Annotated in this window: 12 protein-coding genes; 9 read left to right on the plus strand and 3 right to left on the minus strand. The window is 73.1% G+C overall.

Features of this window, described 5'->3' with window-relative positions; all coding sequences use genetic code 11:
- Nucleotides 1-14: 14 nt before the first annotated feature.
- A complete protein-coding gene (locus E1264_RS08200) occupies nucleotides 15-1,220 on the minus strand; it encodes an MFS transporter (protein ID WP_132171233.1) in 1,206 nt (401 codons plus the stop codon).
- Nucleotides 1,221-1,335: 115 nt separating this feature from the next.
- Here E1264_RS08200 and E1264_RS08205 point away from each other — a divergent pair, with 115 nt between their 5' ends.
- Both E1264_RS08205 and bla read left to right on the plus strand, forming a co-directional pair.
- Entirely contained in the window at nucleotides 1,336-2,385 is a 1,050-nt protein-coding gene (locus E1264_RS08205; protein WP_207935789.1) for a LacI family DNA-binding transcriptional regulator, read from the plus strand.
- A gap of 104 nt (nucleotides 2,386-2,489) precedes the next feature.
- Entirely contained in the window at nucleotides 2,490-3,467 is a 978-nt protein-coding gene (bla, locus tag E1264_RS08210; protein WP_132171237.1) for a class A beta-lactamase, read from the plus strand.
- A gap of 10 nt (nucleotides 3,468-3,477) precedes the next feature.
- Here bla and E1264_RS08215 read toward each other — a convergent pair whose 3' ends face one another.
- A complete protein-coding gene (locus E1264_RS08215) occupies nucleotides 3,478-5,127 on the minus strand; it encodes a penicillin-binding transpeptidase domain-containing protein (RefSeq protein ID WP_132171239.1) in 1,650 nt (549 codons plus the stop codon).
- 148 nt (nucleotides 5,128-5,275) lie between these two features.
- Between E1264_RS08215 and E1264_RS08220 the strand changes: the two genes are divergently transcribed.
- From E1264_RS08220 to E1264_RS08235, 4 genes are all read left to right on the plus strand, one after another.
- The gene (locus E1264_RS08220; protein WP_132171241.1) at nucleotides 5,276-6,250 is read left to right on the plus strand and encodes a LysR family transcriptional regulator; all 975 of its coding nucleotides are present in this window, start codon (nucleotides 5,276-5,278) and stop codon (nucleotides 6,248-6,250) included.
- Nucleotides 6,247-7,194 (plus strand): serine hydrolase, encoded by a 948-nt coding sequence (locus E1264_RS08225; RefSeq protein WP_132171243.1) that lies wholly within the window; start codon nucleotides 6,247-6,249, stop codon nucleotides 7,192-7,194. Before E1264_RS08220 ends, E1264_RS08225 begins: the two co-directional genes overlap by 4 nt.
- Nucleotides 7,195-7,356: 162 nt before the next feature.
- On the plus strand, nucleotides 7,357-10,176 hold the full coding sequence (locus E1264_RS08230) for an AAA family ATPase (protein WP_132171245.1): 2,820 nt from the start codon (nucleotides 7,357-7,359) through the stop codon (nucleotides 10,174-10,176).
- Between the two features lie 55 nt (nucleotides 10,177-10,231).
- The gene (locus E1264_RS08235; protein ID WP_132171247.1) at nucleotides 10,232-11,830 is read left to right on the plus strand and encodes a toprim domain-containing protein; all 1,599 of its coding nucleotides are present in this window, start codon (nucleotides 10,232-10,234) and stop codon (nucleotides 11,828-11,830) included.
- 18 nt (nucleotides 11,831-11,848) lie between these two features.
- Here the strand turns inward: E1264_RS08235 and E1264_RS08240 are convergent, their stop codons facing one another.
- Nucleotides 11,849-13,231 carry an amidase gene (locus E1264_RS08240; RefSeq protein WP_132171249.1) on the minus strand — a complete coding sequence of 461 codons (1,383 nt, stop codon included), beginning with the start codon at nucleotides 13,229-13,231 and terminating at the stop codon, nucleotides 11,849-11,851.
- 604 nt (nucleotides 13,232-13,835) lie between these two features.
- Between E1264_RS08240 and E1264_RS08245 the strand changes: the two genes are divergently transcribed.
- From E1264_RS08245 to E1264_RS08255, 3 genes are all read left to right on the plus strand, one after another.
- A complete protein-coding gene (locus tag E1264_RS08245; protein ID WP_132171251.1) occupies nucleotides 13,836-16,256 on the plus strand; it encodes a phosphoketolase family protein in 2,421 nt (806 codons plus the stop codon).
- The gene (locus tag E1264_RS08250; protein ID WP_347813369.1) at nucleotides 16,244-17,332 is read left to right on the plus strand and encodes an acetate/propionate family kinase; all 1,089 of its coding nucleotides are present in this window, start codon (nucleotides 16,244-16,246) and stop codon (nucleotides 17,330-17,332) included. Before E1264_RS08245 ends, E1264_RS08250 begins: the two co-directional genes overlap by 13 nt.
- A 333-nt stretch (nucleotides 17,333-17,665) precedes the next feature.
- Nucleotides 17,666-18,858, plus strand: a 1,193-nt coding sequence (locus tag E1264_RS08255; protein WP_132171253.1) for an HNH endonuclease signature motif containing protein, incomplete at its 3' end; no start/stop codon positions are given.

Below are 18,858 nucleotides of genomic sequence, written 5' to 3' on the forward strand. Positions count from 1 at the left end.
CTCCGGCACCACGGTCAGCAGGCCGGGGCCTTGGCGGGGACGGCCGGGGCGGCGTGCGGGCGCAGCGTCCGGCCGCCGAGCAGGCAGAACGCCAGGGCGAGGACGCCGCCCGCCCCGGCCCCGGCGAACGCGCCGGGAACGCCCGCGAGGTCCTGCCCGAGCCCGGCGGCGAACGACCCGGCCGAGCTGCCCGCGCCGACCGCCGCGACGACCCACGCGAACGCCTCGGTGACGGTCCCGCTCGGCGCGAGCCGGTCGACGAGCGTGAAGCTGCACGCCAGCACGGGCGCCAGGAAGACACCGGACGCGAACGCGAGCACCGACATCGCCGCCAGCCCCGGCGCGAGGACGAGCGGCACGTACCAGGCGGCGAGCGCGGCCAGCAGCCACCGCAGCCGCCGGTGCGGCTCGCCCGCCCACCGCCGGGCGCCGTAGACGATCCCGCCGGTGAGCGCGCCGCCCGCCATGCACGCCAGCAGCAGCCCGGACGCGAGGTCGCTGCCCTGCCGTTCGGCGTAGGCGACGACGGCGACCGCGTACACGCCGAGCGCGATCCCCGCGCAGGCCAGGGACAGCAGCAGCACCCGCAGGCCGGGCGAGCGCAGCGGCCCGGCCCAGTCAGCGGCGCGCGGCTCGCCCGTCCAGCGGCGGGACGGCCCGGACAGCGCGACGATCAGCGTCCCGGCGATGCCGAGCGCGCCGGTCAGCAGCAGCGCGGTCTCGGTGCTCGCGACGGCCGCGGCGACGACGAGCAGCGGCCCGACGGTGAAGAGGAGTTCCTGGGCGGCGGCGTCGAGGGCGTAGGCGGCGTCGACCTGGTCGGGGCCGTCCAGGACGTCCGGCCAGAGGGCGCGCAGCCCGGCCTCCAGCGGCGGGGTGGCGAACCCGGCGACGATCACCGCGATGACGGCGGCGGCCAGCGGGCCCGCACCGACCGCGGCGAGGAGCCCGAAGCCCGCGGCGGACGCGCACGCGGCGGGGAGCAGGACGCGGGGCTGCCCGAACCGGTCCATGGCGCGGCCGAGGACGGGCTGCCCGGCCGCCGTCGCCAGGCCGAGGATCGCGGCGAGCGTCCCGGCGAGGGGGTAGCCGCCGTCGTCGGCCCGGACGTGCAGCACGACGGCGAGCATCCCCATCCCGTTGGGGAGCCGGCCGAGGAGGGTCGCGCCGAGCAGCCGCCCCGCATACGGCCGTCTCAGAAAGACGACATAACCGCGCATGATCCCCCCGCATTGATCCCCGTCATACGTATTACTCGCCCGGGTCATACGTACCACTTCCCGGCTGTGCGGCGCTAGTCTGATTTCGTCCATGATCCGCCAGGGGAGGCGCAAGGTGCCGGCAGTCAGCCGTCCCACCAGCAAAGACGTGGCTCAGGAGGCCGGGGTCTCGCAGTCGACGGTCTCGCTCGTGCTGGGCGGAAAGTGGACCGGCCGGGTGTCCCCCGCCACCGCGAGCAGCGTGCGCAGCGCGGCCGAGCGGCTCGGTTACCGCCCCAACCTGGCGGCCCGGAACCTGCGGCTGGGCACGACCCGGACCGTCCTGCTGATGGTCCCGACCCTGACCGCGCCGTTCTTCGGACCGGTCTACACCGGCGCGGCGCGGGTCGCGTCCCGGCACGGCTTCGGCGTCGTCGTCTCCACCTGGTCGGACGACACGACCGCCGCCCCGGACCGCGCGGCGGCGCAGGGCGGCGACAGCCCGTTCGCCGTGCCGGACGAGGCGATCGACGGCGTCCTCGCGTCGTCGCTGGCCGTCGAGGCGCTCGGCGAGTTCCGGCAGACGCCCGTCGTGATGCTCGACAGCGGCCCGGCCGAACCCTCCGGGCCGTTCTCCCCGGCCTGTGTCCCGACGGTCGACTTCGGCGTCGCGGACGGGATGCGGGACATCGTCGCGCACCTCACCGCCCTCGGCCACCGCCGCATCGGGCACGTCGCCGCCGCCGTCGACCAGTGGACGTTCCGTGCCCGCGCCGACGCCCTCGCCGACGCCCTCGCGCCGCTGCCCGGAACGGTCCTGCTCCGCGCCACCTGCGCGATCGACGTCGGATCGGCCAAGGACGCCGCCGCGCGGCTGCTGGACCGTGCCGATCCGCCGACCGCCCTGGTCTGTGACGACGACCTGATCGCCGCGGGCGCCTACAAGGCGGCGCGGGCGCGCGGGCTCGACGTCCCCGGCGACCTGTCGGTCACGGGGTTCGACGACGTCCTGCTCGCCACCGCGCTGGAGCCGGAGCTGACGACCGTCCGGCTGCCCGCGGAGGAGCTGGGCGCGCAGGGCATGGCGGCACTGCTCGACCTGCTGTCCGGGCGGCGCCCGGCACCGCGCGTGCTGCCGGGAGAACTGGTCGTCCGCGGCTCCACGGCGCGCCCTCGGGCCTTGTGAGAACGCCGCCCCAGGTCAGGGCGCATACATATCGGGAGGAATATCGATGTGCGTCCGATATCAATATTGGACATGACATCTCCGGCTCTGCTCTGCTCTCCTCCATGAAGACCCGCGCTCCCCGATTCAGGACGCCGCTCGGCGCCGCCGTCCTCGCCCTCTCGACCTTCGCCGCCATCGCCGGTTGCGACTCCGAGGCCGCCCCGGCGGGCAGCGCGTCGAAGAGCCCGACGAGTCGGCAGAGCCCGCAGAGCCCGCCCGTTTCCGCGCAGCCCGCGCCGTCCCAAGGCGATGTCACGGCGAAGCTCCGCCGGCTTGAGGAGACCCGCGATGTGCGGATCGGCGCCTACGCCGTCGACACCGCCACCGGCCGTTTCGTCGCGCACCGTGCGGACGAGACGTTCCCGTTCGCTTCCACGTTCAAGGCCTTCGCCTGCGGCGCGGTGCTGCGGAAGGCGCGCGATTCCGACCCGGGGCTGATGGACCGCGTCATCCGCTACAAGAAGAGCGACCTGGCCGCCTTCTCCCCCGTCACCGAAAAGCACGTCGGCACCGGCATGACCGTCGCCGACCTGTGCCACGCGACGATCACCCGAAGCGACAACACCGCCGGAAACCTGGTGCTGAAGGAGATCGGCGGGCCCGCCGGCCTCACCGCCTTCCTCCGCTCGCTCGGCGACACCGTCACCCGCAGCGACCGCTGGGAGCCCGGCCTCAACGACTGGAAACCGGGCGAGAAGCGCGACACGACCGCGCCGCGCGCCTGGGCGGGGAGCCTGCGGGCCCTGACGGTGGGCGACGCCCTAGCGCCCGCCGACCGCGACCGGCTCAACGCCTGGTTGAAGGCCACGGTCACCGGCGGCAAGCGCATCCGCGCCGGGCTCCCCGAGGGCTGGGCCGCCGGTGACAAGACCGGCACCGGCGGCACCTACGGCAGCGCCAACGACATCGCGATCGTCTGGCCGCCGTCCCGCGCCCCGCTGGTCATCGCGATCCTGACGACCAGGCCGGACGCGGGCGCCCGCACCGACGAGCGGGCCATCGCGGAGACCGCCCGCGTCCTCACCCAGGCGCTGCGCTAGTCCAGAACTCTCACAGGCCCTTGAGGAAGTTCGCCGCGATGGGGGCGGCGGCCTCCGCGCCGGTGCCCCCGCCCTCGACGATGACGGCGAACGCGACGTCCTTCTGGTAGCCGATGAACCAGCCGTGGGTCGGCGGGTTCTCGCCCTCGCCGAACTCGGCGGTCCCGGTCTTGCCGGCCGTCCCGGACGGGAACGAGACGCCCGCCGCCGTCCCCTCGCTCACCACGGCGGGCATGATCGTCTGGAGGGCCTTCTTGACGGCGGGTTCCAGCCGCTTCGGCGGCTCGGGCTTGCGGCCGCCGGCGTCCGCGGCGTTCACGGCGTCGGCGGGGCCGACGAGGCGCGGCGACCGCCAGGTGCCGTCGGCCGCGGCGGCGGCGACGGCGGCCATGTTGAGCGGGCTGGTCAGCACCTGGCCCTGGCCGAAGGACGCGGCGGCGAGCGCGGTGTCGTCCTTGGTGTCGGGGAACGCGGCGCGGACGGCCGGGACCCCGGCGATGATCGGCGCGTTGAACCCGAACTGGGCCGCGACCTCGGTGAGCCGCTTCTCGCCCAGCTTGTCCACGGCCATGCGCGCGAACGTGGTGTTGCACGAGTGCGCGAACGCCTGCCGGAACGGGACCGTCCCGAAGTCCTCGTACTTGTAGTTGTGGAACGAGCGGCCGCCGACCGTCGTGGTGGCCGGGCACGGGACGTTCGTGGCCGCGCCGACGCCGTCCGCGACGATCGCGGCGGCGGTGACGACCTTGAACGTCGAGCCGGGCGGGTACTGGCCCATCAGCGCCCGGTTGTAGCCGCCGGGCTTGTTCGCCACGGCGAGGATCTCCCCCGTGGACGGGCGCAGCGCGACCATCGCGGCGGGCTTCTTCGCCGCGCTCAGGGCCTTGCCCGCGGCGGCCTGCACCTGCGGGTCGATGGTCGTCTTCAGCGGGCTGCCCGGAGAGCTGTCGAACCGCTTCAGCGTCTTGACCGGGGTGCCGTCCGCGCCGACGATCTGCACGGCGAGCCCGGGCGTCCCGGCGAGGCGCCGCTCGTACTGCTTCTGGAGCCCGTCCAGGCCGACCGGGTCGTCCTTGCGGTAGGGCGCGCGGAGCTTCTTCGCCGCCTCGGCGGACGCGGGCCCGATCGGCCCGGCGAGCTGCCGCGCGGACCCGGACGGCGATTCGCTCAGCACGCTGCCGTCCGCGGCGAGGACCGGCGCGCGGTCCGGCCACGCGCGACCCGCGCTGAGCCGCTGTCCCTCCTGGAGCTCCGGGTGGAGGAGCTGCGGCGACCACCGGACGCGCCATTCGCCGTCCCGCTCGACGAGCGGCAGCGGCGCCTCGTACCTCCACGTGCGGGTGCCGGCGAGGAGCAGCTCGGCGGCGTAGGACGCGCCCGCCTTCCCGCCGTCGGCGCGGCCCACGGACGCGACGGTGAACCGCTGCGAGGTGAGCCCGAGGTCGTCGTACATGCGGGTGAGGCGCTGCTCGACGTCGGCGGGCGCGCCGTCCGTCAGCGCCTTCATCGCCGCGTGGTCACGGTTCGTCCATGCCGCGAGGTAGCTCTCGGCAGTGTCCCGCGGGTCGTCTCCCCTGTTCAGGAACCACACCGTCCCCGCCCCCACTACCACGACCGCCGTCACGACCACCGCGACGACGATCATCCGGGTTCGGCGCATCGATCTCTCCCCTCCTCCTTCTCGAACTGAACCGCTTCTCGAACTGAACCGCCCTTGAGCGGAGCCACAAGAACACCAGCCCGCCGCCGAAATGTCCAAGAATGATATCTATGTTGCAGGTATATCCGAATTGATATGATCGCTGGTCGTGAACCTCGTCGGCCATCTGCGGTGCTTCGTCATCGTCGCGGAAGAGCTGCACTTCGGGCACGCGGCGGAGCGCCTCGGCATGGCGCAGCCGCCGCTCAGCCAGCGCATCCAGCGGCTGGAGCGGGAGCTCGGCGTCCGGCTGTTCGACCGGTCGAGCCGGCGGGTGGAGCTCACCGCGCCCGGCAGGCTCCTGCTGGACGAGGCCCGTGACATCCTCACCCGCGTGGAGCGCATCTACTCCGTCGCCGAGCGGGCCAGGCGCGGCGAGGTCGGCACGGTCCGGGCGGGCGTGCCGAGCGACCTCGGCGGGACGATCGTCGCCGCGCTCATCGCCGCGTTCCGGGACCGGCGCCCCGACCTGCGGCTCGACCTGCGCGAGACCGGCACGGCCGAGCAGGTCCGCGCGCTCGCCGACGGCGCGCTGGACGCGGGCGTGGTCCGGCACCCCTGCGACTCCCGCGACCTGGAACTCGGCCCGATGCTCGCCCAGCCCCTCGGCGTCCTGCTCCCCACCGAGGCGAACCTGCCCGGCGACGCGCCCCTGCCCGCCGAGGTGCATCTGGCCGACCTCCGCGGGTTCGACCTCGTCGTACCGCCGCGCGAGGAGGCGCCCGGCGCGCACGACGACCTGCTCGCGACCTGCCGGCGCCACGGGTACGCGCCCACCGCGATCCACGAGGCCCGGCATCCGCAGTTCGCGCTGGGCCTCGTCCTCGCGGGGACGGCAGTGGCGCTCGTCCCTCGCACCGACGACTCCGCCGGGGCGACGTGGCGCCCGCTGGTGGGCGAGCCCCTCTCCTGGCGGACGTCGTGCGTCTGGCGGCGCGCCCGCGACCCCGAGCACGCCCGCGCGATCGCCGACTTCGCCGCCGTCGCGACCGCCGTGCTGCGCAGCGAGGCGGGCATGGCACCGCTGGACGGCGCCCCCGCGCGCCGGGTCGTCCCGCGCCCGTCGTCGGGGTTCCTGGCATGAGCGCGGCCCCGGGCGAGGCGAGCCGGAGGCCGGGCACGCCGGGCACCGGCGGGGACGCCGGCGCGGACGTGGCCGCGCGCATCGAGGCGGAGTTCCGGTCCGCGGGCGTCACCGGGTTCCTGCACACCGTCGACATGGACACCGGGCGGGAGGTCGCCGTCCGCGCGGGCGCGCCCGTCGTGCTCGCGTCGGTGTTCAAGGTGCCGCTGCTCGTCACCTTCCACCGGCAGGCCGCCGAGGGGCTGCTCGAGCCGTCCGAGCAGGTCACGCTTCCTGCGGAGGGCCGCACCACCGGGCCCACCGGGGTGTCGGGGATGCTGGACGAGGCGCGCCTGTCCCTCCGCGACCTCACCTTCCTCATGATCACGATCAGCGACAACGCCGCCGCCGACGTCGTGCTGGAACGGGTCGGCCGGGACGCCGTCAACGCGACGGCCGCGGCGCTCGGCCTGCGCGACACCGTCGTCGAGGTCAGCGGGCGCGAGCTGCACGAGACCCTCCTCGCGGACGCCGGGGCCGGCAGCGTCGCCGACGTGTGGGCCAAGCTGGACGAGCCCGGCGTGCAGTCCCGCCTCCGCGCCCTCGACCCCGCCCGGACGAGCCGCAGCACCCCCCGCGACATGACCCGCCTGCTGTCGATGATCTGGCGGGACGAGGCCGCGCCGCCCGCCGGCTGCGCCGCGATGCGGCGGCTGTTCGGGCTCCAGGTGTGGCCGCACCGGCTGTCGTCCGGGTTCCCCTACGACGACGTGGTCGTCAGCGGCAAGACCGGGACGCTGCCGACGCTGCGCAACGAGGTCGGCGTCGTCGAGTACCCGGACGGCGGGCGGTACGCGGTCGCGGTGTTCACGCGGTCGCCGCTGCCCGTCGCCGTCCTGCCGCAGGCCGACGCGGTCATCGGCACGGCCGCCCGCATCGCCGTCGAGCACCTCCGCCGCCCGTAGCCGCCCGTAGCCAGCTGTAGCCGCCCGCGGTCACCCGGGCGGCCGCGGGTGGCGACCGAACGTGACAGCCCCAATACCTCCGATTGGGCGGACCGCTAACCCGGCACTCCCTCGGGAAACGTAGGCTGTACCCCTGCTTTGATCGCTCTTGGGGAGACTTCTTTGCGGCTGCCGGATCATCTGGAGCTATTGCTCACCGACGAGCCGGTGCTCGACGTCTACTCGCACGGCCCGTGGCGCGTCCCGGACGGGCTCTTCGAGGAGATCTCGGCCCGGATCGACGGACTCGCGGCCGACCCGCGGGCCGCGGACCTGACCACCGACGAGCACAAGCTGCTGACGCTGCCCGCGTCGCTGGTCACCGCGGAGGTCTTCGGCATCCTGGCGTTCCTGCCCGGCGGCGGCGCGATCAAGGCGGGCTCGTGGTCGCAGCTCCCCGAGCGGCTGCTGTACAGGCACCTCGTCAACCCCGGCCCGCTCAGCACCCGGATGACCCGCTGGGACGCGCCCGGGGGCCGGTGGCGGCCACCGGTCGACTGGTTGATCGAGGCGCCCGACCGGGAGCTCGCGATCGAGCTGGCGCGCGACTGCCTGTCGGTCCTGGAGGGCGTCGAGCCGCTGGAGGAACGCCGCAAGGCGCTGCTGCGGATGTACGACGACCCGCCCGAATGCGACGTCAACCTGCCCAAGATGGAGCTGCGGGAGCAGTGGCACGCGCACGCGGGCGACGACATCGTCACCGCCGTGCCGGAGCTGCTCGGCCCGGTCGGCTACCTGGAGTGGGTGTGCGGTGGGCTGCTCGCCGCCTACGAGCATCTGACAGAGGTGGCGCCGCGCGAGGAGAGCGTCGAGGTCCACCTGATCCAGTTGCTGCTGCAGGGCAGCATGGAGCACGTCCCGGCGGAGCTGTCCGTCGCGCTGGGCGAGGACCGCTACGGCGACCTCCAGCAGCGGTTTCCGGGCGAGCGGCGCGGGTTCAAGCCGGGCGCGTGGCAGGAGCGGACGCGGGCGTGGCTCGTCCGGGCGCTGGTCGCCGGGGCCGCCGACGCCTGCCGCGGCTGGCTCGACATGGCGATGCGGTTCGTCGCCGTCGTCCAGGGGCTGCCGGGCGACCCGTGGTTCCCGAAGGCCGAGTGGATCCCGGTCGGCCAGTTCCAGACCGACCTGCGCCGCCTGTACGCGCCGCGCCGCCGCGTCGTCAACCCGCTCACCGAGACGCTGAAGAGCGTCCCGGCGAAGGCCGCCCCGCCCGCCGGGTCGCGCTCGCGCGGCCGCCCGGAGATCGCGACGTCGCTGGTCGGGCAGCCGGAGGTGGTCCAGGCGCTGGACGAGCTCACCCGCGGCGACGAACCCGTCCGGCTGCTGCTCGCCGGGCCCGACGCCACCGGCAAGCGCGACGCCGCGCAGGAGCTCGCGAAGGCGCTCGCGTTCGGCCGCGACCCGCACTGGGTCACCGACAACCTGTTCACCGGGCAGCGGCTGTCGGACGCCGTCGCCAAGCTGCACGCCGACGCCCGCGACTGCGCCGGCGACCGGCTGCTCATCATCGAGGGCCTGGACGGCATCGTCACCGACCCCGGCAACGGCGAGGCGATCGCCGCGGAGCTGCACCGGCTGCTGGCCGTCCACCTCGACCTGCACGTGGTGGCGCTGTGCGACGCCGGCGGCGAGGACCGGATCCGCGAGATCAACCCCGTCCTGCCGCAGCGGTTCCGCATCGCCCGGACCCGCCCGTTCACCGCGGAGGGCCACGCCGAGCTGTTCCGCCGCGCCCTGGAGGCGCGCGGCGCCCGCGGCACCCGGCAGGCCGTGGAGGCGGCGGGCGCGCTGCTCGCCGCGACGCCGCCGATGCAGACGCTCCGCAACGCGCGCCTGGCCCCGCATCTCGCCGACCAGGTCGTCGCGGCCGTCCGCGCCCGGACCGCCAAGGACGCGGTCGCGGCGGCGGATCCCACGGGCGAAGGAGCGGTCGAGGAGGCCGGGAACCAGGACGCGAGGCCGGTCGTCCGCAAGCAGGACATCCCGGCGACGCTGGACACCTCGCTCGCCGCCGGGAACCCGCTCGCCGAGCTGCACTCCCTCACCGGCCTCGACACCGTCAAGCACGAGATCGCGCTCATCGTCGCCGGGACGCACGCGGCGCGGCTGCGCAGCGAGTCCGGGCTGAAGATCACGCCGCCGACCCGGCACATGGTGTTCACCGGCAACCCCGGCACGGGCAAGACGATGGTGGCGCGGCTGCTCGGCCGCATCTACAAGCGGCTCGGGGTGCTGTCGTCCGGGCACCTGATCGAGGCGTCCCGCGCGCATCTCGTCGGCGAGTACATCGGGCAGACCGCGCCGCGCACCCGCCGGCTGGTGGAGCGCGCGCTCGGCGGCGTCCTGTTCATCGACGAGGCGTACACGCTGACGCAGTCGCCGCTGAAGGGCGACTACGGGCACGAGGCGATCGCCGAGCTGGTCAAGCTGATGGAGGACCACCGCGACGACCTCATCGTCATCGTGGCCGGCTACCAGCAGGAGATGGCGGAGTTCCTCGCCGCCAACCCGGGCCTGGACTCGCGCTTCCCCAAGCAGATCCACTTCCCCGACTACACCGACGACGAGCTGATCACCGTGTTCGGGCAGCTCGCCGCCGCGGACGGCTTCAAGCTCGCGCCCGGCACCGAGGACGTCCTGCTCGCGATGCTGCGCCGCGCGCCCCGCGGCCCGTCGTTCGGCAACGGCCGCCTGATGCGCAACATGCTGGACGTGGCCGTCGCCAACCAGGCCGACCGCGTCGCGTCCGCCGCGTTCGCCGCCAAGAAGCAGAGCGCCAAGAAGGGCGAGAGCGGGGGCAAGGGCCAAACCGGTGGCAAGGGCGAGAGCGGCGGTAAGAAGGCGCTGCGGACGCCGTCGAAGAAGGAGCTGATCACGCTCACGGCCGACGACCTGCCTCCGCTGCTGGATCATCCCGAGGAATTCTTCGGGCTGTACCTGTAGGCGGGCGGGTATGACGTAGGTGGCTTCCCCGCCCGCCGACGGCGAGGAGGCTTCCATGACCCCGGACGACCGGCGCCTTCTGCTCAGCCAGGCCGACCAGGAGACGGCTCGGCTGCGGGACGGGACGCTCCCCTGGTCGTGGTGGCTGGAGCGCGCCGTCCTGCACGGCCGCCGCCACGGCTACACCGCCATCCTGCTGATCGGCGCGCAGTGGCGCGGCGCCACGGACGTCCGCGGCTACGAGGAGTGGCGCTCCGCGGGCCGCCAGGTCAGGAGGGGCGAGACGGGCATCCGCGTCCTCGGCCGGACGGGCACGCCCCGCGCCGTCTTCGACGTGTCGCAGACGGACGGCCTCCCCCTCCCCGACCGTTCCGGGCCGACGCCCCCGCCCGACGCCGCACACCTCGCGGCCCTCCAGGCCATCACGGCGAAGGCGCCCGAACGTGGCGTGCGGCGGATCGAGGCCGACTCCGTCGCGTTCCTCGTCGCGTCCTGGCTTGGGCTGGAGCCGCCCATGCCCGCCTTCCCGGCGCGGGCGTTCTGGGCGGGTCCGGGATTGGGCGACCGCATCCTCCGGACGGCCCGGCGCCTGCACGGGCGCGTGTCGGGCGCGTCCCAGCACGGCATCATGGCGGACGCCCACCGCTTCTTCCGTGCCCGGCTGGCGGCGAGTTGGGCGCCCGCCTACCTGGCCGGACGCGGATTCCCGCCGGGCGTGCAACGCCGGTGGCAGATCGGATACGCCCCCGCCGGCCCGCGCGCGCTCACCGACCACCTCCGGACGCTCGGCCACGGCGACGAGGAGATCGCCGGCGCCGGCCTCGCGCGTCCGGGCGGCCGGGCCGGACGGCTCCGCGACACCTTCCGGGACCGCGCCATGTTCGCGATCCGGACACCGGACGGCGCGATCGCCGGCTTCATCGGACGCCGCCGCGACGGTCGCCCGGGCTCCGGCGGCGGCGCGGGCCCCGGCGGCGGCGCGGGCCCCGGCGGCGGCGCGGGCTCCGGCGGCGGCCCCAAGTACCTGAACGGCCCCGAGACGCCGCTCTTCCACAAGGGCGAGCTGCTGTACGGCCTGTACGAGGCCCGTGACCGGCTCGCCGCCGGGGCGCGTCCCGTCCTGGTCGAGGGGCCGCTGGACGCGATCGCCGTCACGATGGCGGGCCCCGCCGAGTACGCGGCCGTCGCGACCTGCGGCCTCGCCCTCACCGCCGCGCAACTGGACGCGCTCGCGGACGTCGCCGACCTGGAGAGCGCGGGCGTCATCGTCGCGCTGGACGGCGACCCCGCCGGACGGTCCGGGACCGTCCGGGCGTGGGAGCGGCTCGCCGGGATCGGCGGCCCGGTCGAGACCGCGGGCCTGCCGGGCGGCCGCGACCCCGCGGGCCTCCTCCAGGCCGAGGGCCGCGCCGCCGTCCTGCGCGCGCTCCGCACCCGGACGCCGCTGATCGACGCCGTCGTCGACGCGGCCGTCGAACGGGCGGGCGGGCCGCTCGCCACGCCGGAGGACCGCCTCGCCGCGATCCGCGCCGCGGCCAGGATCATCGCCGCCCGCCCGGCGGAGGCGGCACGGCAGGTCGTCCGCGTCGCGTCGCGCGTCGACGTGCCGCCCGCGCTCATCACCGAAGTGCTGGTGGACACCGTCAGCCCGTGAGGTCCGTGAGGGACACCGTCAGCCAGGGATGGGCGACGGGAGCCGCGCCGCCATGTCGAACAGCAGGCTCTCGGCGCCGCGCCGCGTGACGAGCTGCGCCCCGACCGGCAGGCCGCGGACCGTCCCGGCCGGGACGCTCAGCGCGGGCAGGCCCAGCACGTTCCACGCGCAGGTGAGGGCCACCAGCGCGGGCGCGTACCGCCCGAACGGCCCCTCCACCTCGCCGATCTTCGGGGCCGTCATCATCATGGTCGGCAGGGCCAGCAGGTCGTAGCGCTCCAGGAGCCCGGCCACGTGGCGGGCGAACTCGTCGCGTTCGCGGAACGCCCGGACGTACCGCCAGCCGGGCGTCCGCACCGCCTGCTCCAGGCGTTCCAGCGTCGGCGGCTGGTACAGCTCCGGCGCCGCCTCGACGCGGTCGGCGTGGATGTCGTACGCCTCGCAGTCCTGGATCGCGCGGAAGATGCGCCGCAGCTCGAAGAGGTCGAGCGGTTCGGCCGGGGCGTTCGGGAACAGCGCCCGGACGGCCCGCACGACGTCCGGGTCGGCGGACTCCGGCTCGATCCAGGCGACGCGCGGGGTGTTGTCGGCGGGCGGCGTGGCGGCCCCCGCCGAGGCGGCCTCCGCCGGAGCGGCCTCCGCCGGGCCGACCAGTGCGTGGTAGGCGATCCGGCAGTCGTCCGCGGACCCGGCGAGGAAGCCGACGTGGTCGAGCGACGGCGACAGCGGGAACACGCCGTCGGTCGGGATGGCGCCGTACGGCGGCTTGAACCCGGCGATCCCGCAGAACGACGCCGGGATCCGCACGGACCCGCCCGTGTCCGTGCCGAGCGCGAGCGGGACCATCCCGGCGGCGACCGCGACCGCGCTGCCGCTGCTGGACCCGCCCGACATCCGCTCCCGGTCGTGCGGGTTGCGGACCGGCCCGTTCACCGACACGTCGCCGCTGCCGCCGTACGCGAACTCGTGCGTGCCGGTCTTGCCGACGATCACGGCGCCGGCGTCGCGGAGCATCGTCACGCAGGCCGCGTCCGTGCCCGCCACATGCCCGGTGAAGTGCGCCGATCCCATGCCGGTGGGCAGGCCGGCGACGTCGATGATGTCCTTCACCGCGACCGGGACGCCGTGCAGCGGGCCGCGGTCGACGCCGGACGCGAGGTCCTTGTCCGCCTGCTTGGCCGCCGCCTCGGCGCCCTCGCGGTCGAGTGTGACGAAGGCGTTGAGCTTCTTCGCGTTCTCGTCCGCGTTCTCCCCCGCGTTCTCCCCCGCGCTCTCCCCGGCGGTCTCGTCGGCGTCGATCGACGCGAACGCGTGCGCCAGCAGTTCTGTGGCGGACGTGTCGCCGGAACGCAGATCGCGCCCGACGTCCGCCAGCGTCCGTCCGGTGAAGAACCCGCCCATACCGCCTCCTATCAGTACCGTCTCGTCCAGACGGCGCCTTCGATCTACGTACCATGACAGACCGTCCGGAGACGAGCCCGGTACCGCGCGTCGCACTCCGTGGCTCGTTCATCGCTGAGCGTGAGCCTCTCGTCGCAGATCCCCGACCGCCCGCCGACCGCGCTCCGGAACCCGCGAACCTACGCGCCAGTACACGGCAGGCTGCAACGCACCTGGACAGATGCTTCCGCCGGTTCGCTGGGGGGCGGGGCGGTGGCCGTGCCGCATCCCGGACGCGGTCACCGCCTCTTGTAGCCGGGGACGTCGACAGGTGGGGGGACAAAGCCACGGCGGCTAGGCCAGACACGCACCGCCGCCGTGGCTCTGTCAACCGCTCGACCGTGGAGCAAGCCGGTTGAGGCGGGCAACGGTTGAGGCGGGCAACGGTTGAGGCGGGCAACGGTTGAGGCGGGCAACGGTTGAGGCGGGCAACGGTTGAGGCGGGCAACGGTTGAGGCGGAGCGACGGTTGACGTGGGGCGACGGTTGAGGTGGCCGATCGCGGGGACGTGAGCCTTTCGAGGTCCACTGCGATCCTGCGAGGCGGCACCGAAGGGACGGACCCCATGACGAAGTCCGGCACGATTCCGTCCAGCACCACCGCGTCCGGCACCACCCCGTCCAGCGCGGCCCGCTCCCCCGGTCTGAACGACGACGACGTCCGGCTGATCGACGCGTACTGGAGCGCGGCCAACTACCTGTCCGTCGGGCAGATATACCTGCTGGACAACCCGCTGCTCCGGGAGCCGCTCCGGCCGGAGCACATCAAGCCGCGCCTGCTTGGCCACTGGGGCACCTCGCCCGGCCTGAACTTCTGCTACGCGCACCTCAACCGGGTGATCAACGCGCGCGACCTCGACATGATCTACATCATGGGGCCGGGGCACGGCGGTCCGGCGGCCGTCGCGAACGCCTGGCTGGAGGGCACCTACAGCGAGGTGTACCCGGACGTGTCGCTGGACGCCGACGGCATGCGCAAGCTGTTCCGGCAGTTCTCGTTCCCCGGCGGCATCCCCAGCCATGTCGCCCCGGAGACGCCCGGGTCGATCCACGAGGGCGGCGAGCTCGGCTATTCGCTCGCGCACGCGTACGGAGCGGCGTTCGACAACCCGGACCTCGTCGTGGCGTGCATCGTCGGCGACGGCGAGGCGGAGACCGGCCCGCTGGCGGCGAGCTGGCATTCCAGCAAGTTCCTCGACCCGGTGAAGGACGGCGCCGTCCTGCCGATCCTGCACCTCAACGGCTACAAGATCGCGAACCCGGCCGTGCTGGCGCGGATTCCCGAAGAGGAACTGGTCCAGCTCCTCGACGGCTACGGATACCAGCCGTTCCTGGTGAGCGGGGACGAGCCCGCGTCCATGCACCGGAAGATGGCCGCCGCGCTCGACCAGGCCCTGGACGAGATCGCCGACATCCAGCGGAACGCCCGCGAGGGGAACGTCACCGAACGGCGGCGCTGGCCCGTCATCGTCCTGCGGTCGCCCAAGGGCTGGACGGGCCCGAAGGAGGTGGACGGGCTGCCGGTCGAGAACACGTGGCGTTCACATCAGGTCCCGCTCGCCGGTGTGCGCGACAACCCCGAGCATCTGGCGCAGTTGGAGGCCTGGCTGCGCTCGTACGGTCCCGAGGAGTTGTTCGGCCGCGATGGGAGCCCCGTCGCGTCCTTGCGGGCCCTGGCACCCGGTGGCGAGCGACGGATGAGCGCCAACCCGCACGCCAACGGCGGGCTGCTGCTGAAGCCGCTTCGCCTGCCCGACTTCCGCGACTACGCCGTCCCGGTCGGCAAGCCCGGCACGACGTCGTCCGAGCCGACCCGCGTGCTCGGTGCGTTCCTGCGCGACGTCGTGACGGCCAACCCGTCCAACTTCCGCATCATGGGCGCTGACGAGACCGCGTCCAACCGGCTCGGCGCCGTGTTCGACGCGACCGACCGCGTCTTCCAGGGCGAACGGCTGCCGAGCGATGAGCACCAGGGGCCGTCCGGGCAGGTGATGGAGGTGCTGAGCGAGCACCTGTGCCAGGGCTGGCTGGAGGGCTACCTGCTGACCGGGCGGCACGGGCTGTTCAACAGCTACGAGGCGTTCGTCCACATCGTCGACGCGATGTTCAACCAGCACGCGAAGTGGCTGAAGGTCACCCGGCACCTGGCGTGGCGGCGGCCGATCGCGTCGCTGAACTACCTGTTGTCGTCGCATGTGTGGCGGCAGGACCACAACGGCTTCACCCACCAGGACCCCGGGTTCCTGGACGTGGTGCTGAACAAGAAGCCGGAGATCGTCCGGGTGTACCTGCCGCCGGACGCGAACACGCTGCTGTCGGTCGGCGACCACTGCCTGCGGTCCCGCGACTACGTCAACGTGATCGTCGCCGGGAAGCAGCCCGCGCTGAACTGGCTCTCGATGGACGCGGCCGTCGCCCACAGCGCCCGCGGCATCGGCATCTGGGAATGGGCGTCCAGCGACGGCGGCGCCGACCCGGACGTCGTGCTCGCCTGCGCCGGGGACATCCCGACGCTCGAAACGCTCGCCGCCGCCGACCAGCTCCGGCAGCTCTTCCCCGAGCTGCGCGTCCGGGTCGTGAATGTTGTGGATCTCATGCGGCTGCAACCGTCCAGCGAGCACCCGCACGGGCTGCCTGACCGGGAGTATGACGCGCTGTTCACCACCGACAAGCCCGTGATCTTCGCCTTCCACGGCTACCCGTATCTCGTTCACCGGCTCACCTACCGCCGCACCGGGCACCCCAACCTGCACGTCCGCGGCTACAAGGAGGAGGGCACGACCACCACGCCGTTCGACATGGTCATGTTGAACGACCTGGACCGCTTCCACCTCGTCATGGACGTCATCGACCGCGTCCCGTCGCTCGGCGGACGCGTCGCCCACATCCGCCAGCGCATGGCCGACCGGCGCCTCGCCCTCCGCGCCTACACGCGCGAGCACGGTCAGGACGCACCGGAGATCCGCGACTGGACGTGGCCGTACTGATGCGCGTCCTGACCGTGAACCCTGGGTCGAGCAGCCTGAAGGTGAGCCTGCTCGACGCGGACGACACCCTCCTCGCCGAAGACTCGGGCGCGGGCCATGAGATCGCTGGGATCGTTGCCGAGATGCCCGCTGAGCCGGACGCCATCGGCGTGCGTTTCGTTCATGGGGGCACCGAATACACGGAACCGACCCTCATCGACGCCACGGTCACGAAGCACCTGCAGAGCCTTGCCGACCTGGCTCCTCTCCACCAGCCCGCGTCCCTGCACGCCCTGTCGGAGATCACCGCCGCCCTGCCCGGCGTACCGGCCGTCGCCTGCTTCGACACCGCGTTCCACGCCACCCTCCCCGACGCCGCCGCCACCTACGCGCTGCCCTCTGAATGGCGCGAACGGTTCAACCTGCGCCGCTACGGCTTCCACGGCCTGTCGTTCTCCTACGCCGTCCGCCGTACCTCCGATCTGCTCGGCGCCACCCCGCCCCGCATGGTCGTCTGCCACCTGGGCTCCGGCGCGTCCCTGTGCGCCGTGGCCGAGGGCCGCTCCGTCGACACCACCATGGGCTTCACGCCGCTCGAAGGGCTCATCATGGCGTCGCGGGCGGGCAGCATCGACCCCGGCATCCCGCTGTGGCTGATCAAGCACGGACTCTCCGCCGAGGACGTCAACTCCGCGCTGGAACGCGACTCCGGTCTGCGCGGCCTCACCGGCACCGGCGACATGCGCCGCATCCGCGACCTCGCCGAGCAGCGCGACGTGAACGCCCTCGCCGCCCTGGACGCCTACCACCACCGCCTCCGCGCCTGCGCCGCCGCCATGACCGCCTCGCTCGGCGGCCTGGACGCACTCGTGTTCACGGGCGGCGTCGGCGAGCACGACTCGTCCGTCCGCATGCGCCTGGCCGAGGACCTCGCCTACTTGGGGGTTTCCGTGGACCCTGATCGAAATGTTGCGGTTGACGGCGACAGCGAGATCACGGCAGCGGACGCCTTTGTGCGTACGTTTGTGGTAGCGGCCCGCGAGGACTTGGAAATAGCATCCGGAGTCAGACGCCTCCTTAGTGGGTCATATTCGTAGACCATATTCGTAGATCATTCGTTGATCGTCAGAACGAGGTTGGTAATTCGGGCGGTGGGGGCGGCGCAGCGTACGGGGCCGCCCCTCCAAAGTCAAGGGCGCCTTCGGCGTCGCTTCGCGATGGGACTTCGTCCCACCCTTGACTTCGGAGCCTCTACGGCCCCTCGTGCAGGTTGCGTCGGGCAGGCTCCGCCTGCCCCGCTCCGACGCGCCGCCCCCACCGCCCAGCCACGAAGTAGGCATCCAAAATGGACAATATAGGGGCAAATGGCACCTTTTATTTCGTGCATCCTAGGGCGCATGACGCGGCCTTTAGTGTGTTATCATTAGAACATGAGTTCGATCACCTTGGATTTGGATGGGGCATCCACCGGTGAAATGGTGGGTGTTCTTTCGGTGATCGCCTCCGAACTTGCACGGCGCGATTCCCCGGATTCGGCGGCCTCGTGCAAGGAACTCTCCGAAACCCTCGCTGCCACCACCGACCAGCTTGAAGCCGCCCTGGCCGGATTGGTGGCCGTGGTCGACCGGGCCGGGGAAGTGCGGCGGTGGGGTTACCCGTCCACTCAGGCTTGGCTCCGTCATGAACTGGGAATGCGCGACAACCGCGCCAAAGAGCGCCTCACCCTGGCGCGGCAGCGTGACCGCCTCGCTCAGGTGACGAAGCGATGGACGGGCGGCGACCTGTCCTTCGGATACGCCGCGACCATCGCGGGTGCCGTCGCCCGCCTTGACGACGAAGACTGCCAGGCGGCCGAAGAGATCCTGCTCGGCATGGCCGACCAGGACTTCTCAGCCGGGAAGGTCGCTTCGTTCGGCAAGCGCATCCGCGACGTGATCGCCGAGCGGGACGGCACCGAGAACCCCGACAGCGACGTCAAGCGCGGATACGAGCGCTCCTGGATCGACTCCACCCGCTCCCTGGACGGCGGCCGCTACATCAAGGGCTGGCTCAACGCCGAAGACGCCGCCATCTGGGACGGCACCCTGGCCCCGCTCGCCAAGCCTGCCGGGCCTGATGACCGGCGGGATCTTTCCGAGCGGACGGCGGCCGCGCTAACCTCGGTCCTTGGCGGGGGTCACAAGGCCACCCGGGTCACCGTCATCTGCGACCTGGACACCCTCACCGGCGGTACCACCCCGGCCCGCCTCACCGACGGCACCCCGATCCCGGCCGAACACGCCCGCCGCATCGCGCTCAACGCGGGCCTGTCGCCCTTGCTGCTCGGCCCCGGCCAGCACCCGCTCTACCTAGGCCACACCGTCCGGATCGCCACCGCCGCGCAACGCCGCGTCCTGCAGACCATGTACCCCACCTGCGCCGTGCAGGGCTGCGAGGTACCCGGAATGCTGTGCGAAGTCGACCACGTACACGGCTGGGCCCTCGGCAAGAGCCCAACCGACATCGACAAACTCACCCTCACCTGCGGCTGGCACAACCGCTTCAAACACAGCCACCCCGGTCAGATCCAGATCAATCAAGATCCCTTAACCGGGCGCTACACCTACCGGCTTCGCCCGCCACC

It is taken from the genome of Actinomadura sp. KC216, assembly GCF_004348535.1.
Lineage (GTDB): Bacteria > Actinomycetota > Actinomycetes > Streptosporangiales > Streptosporangiaceae > Spirillospora.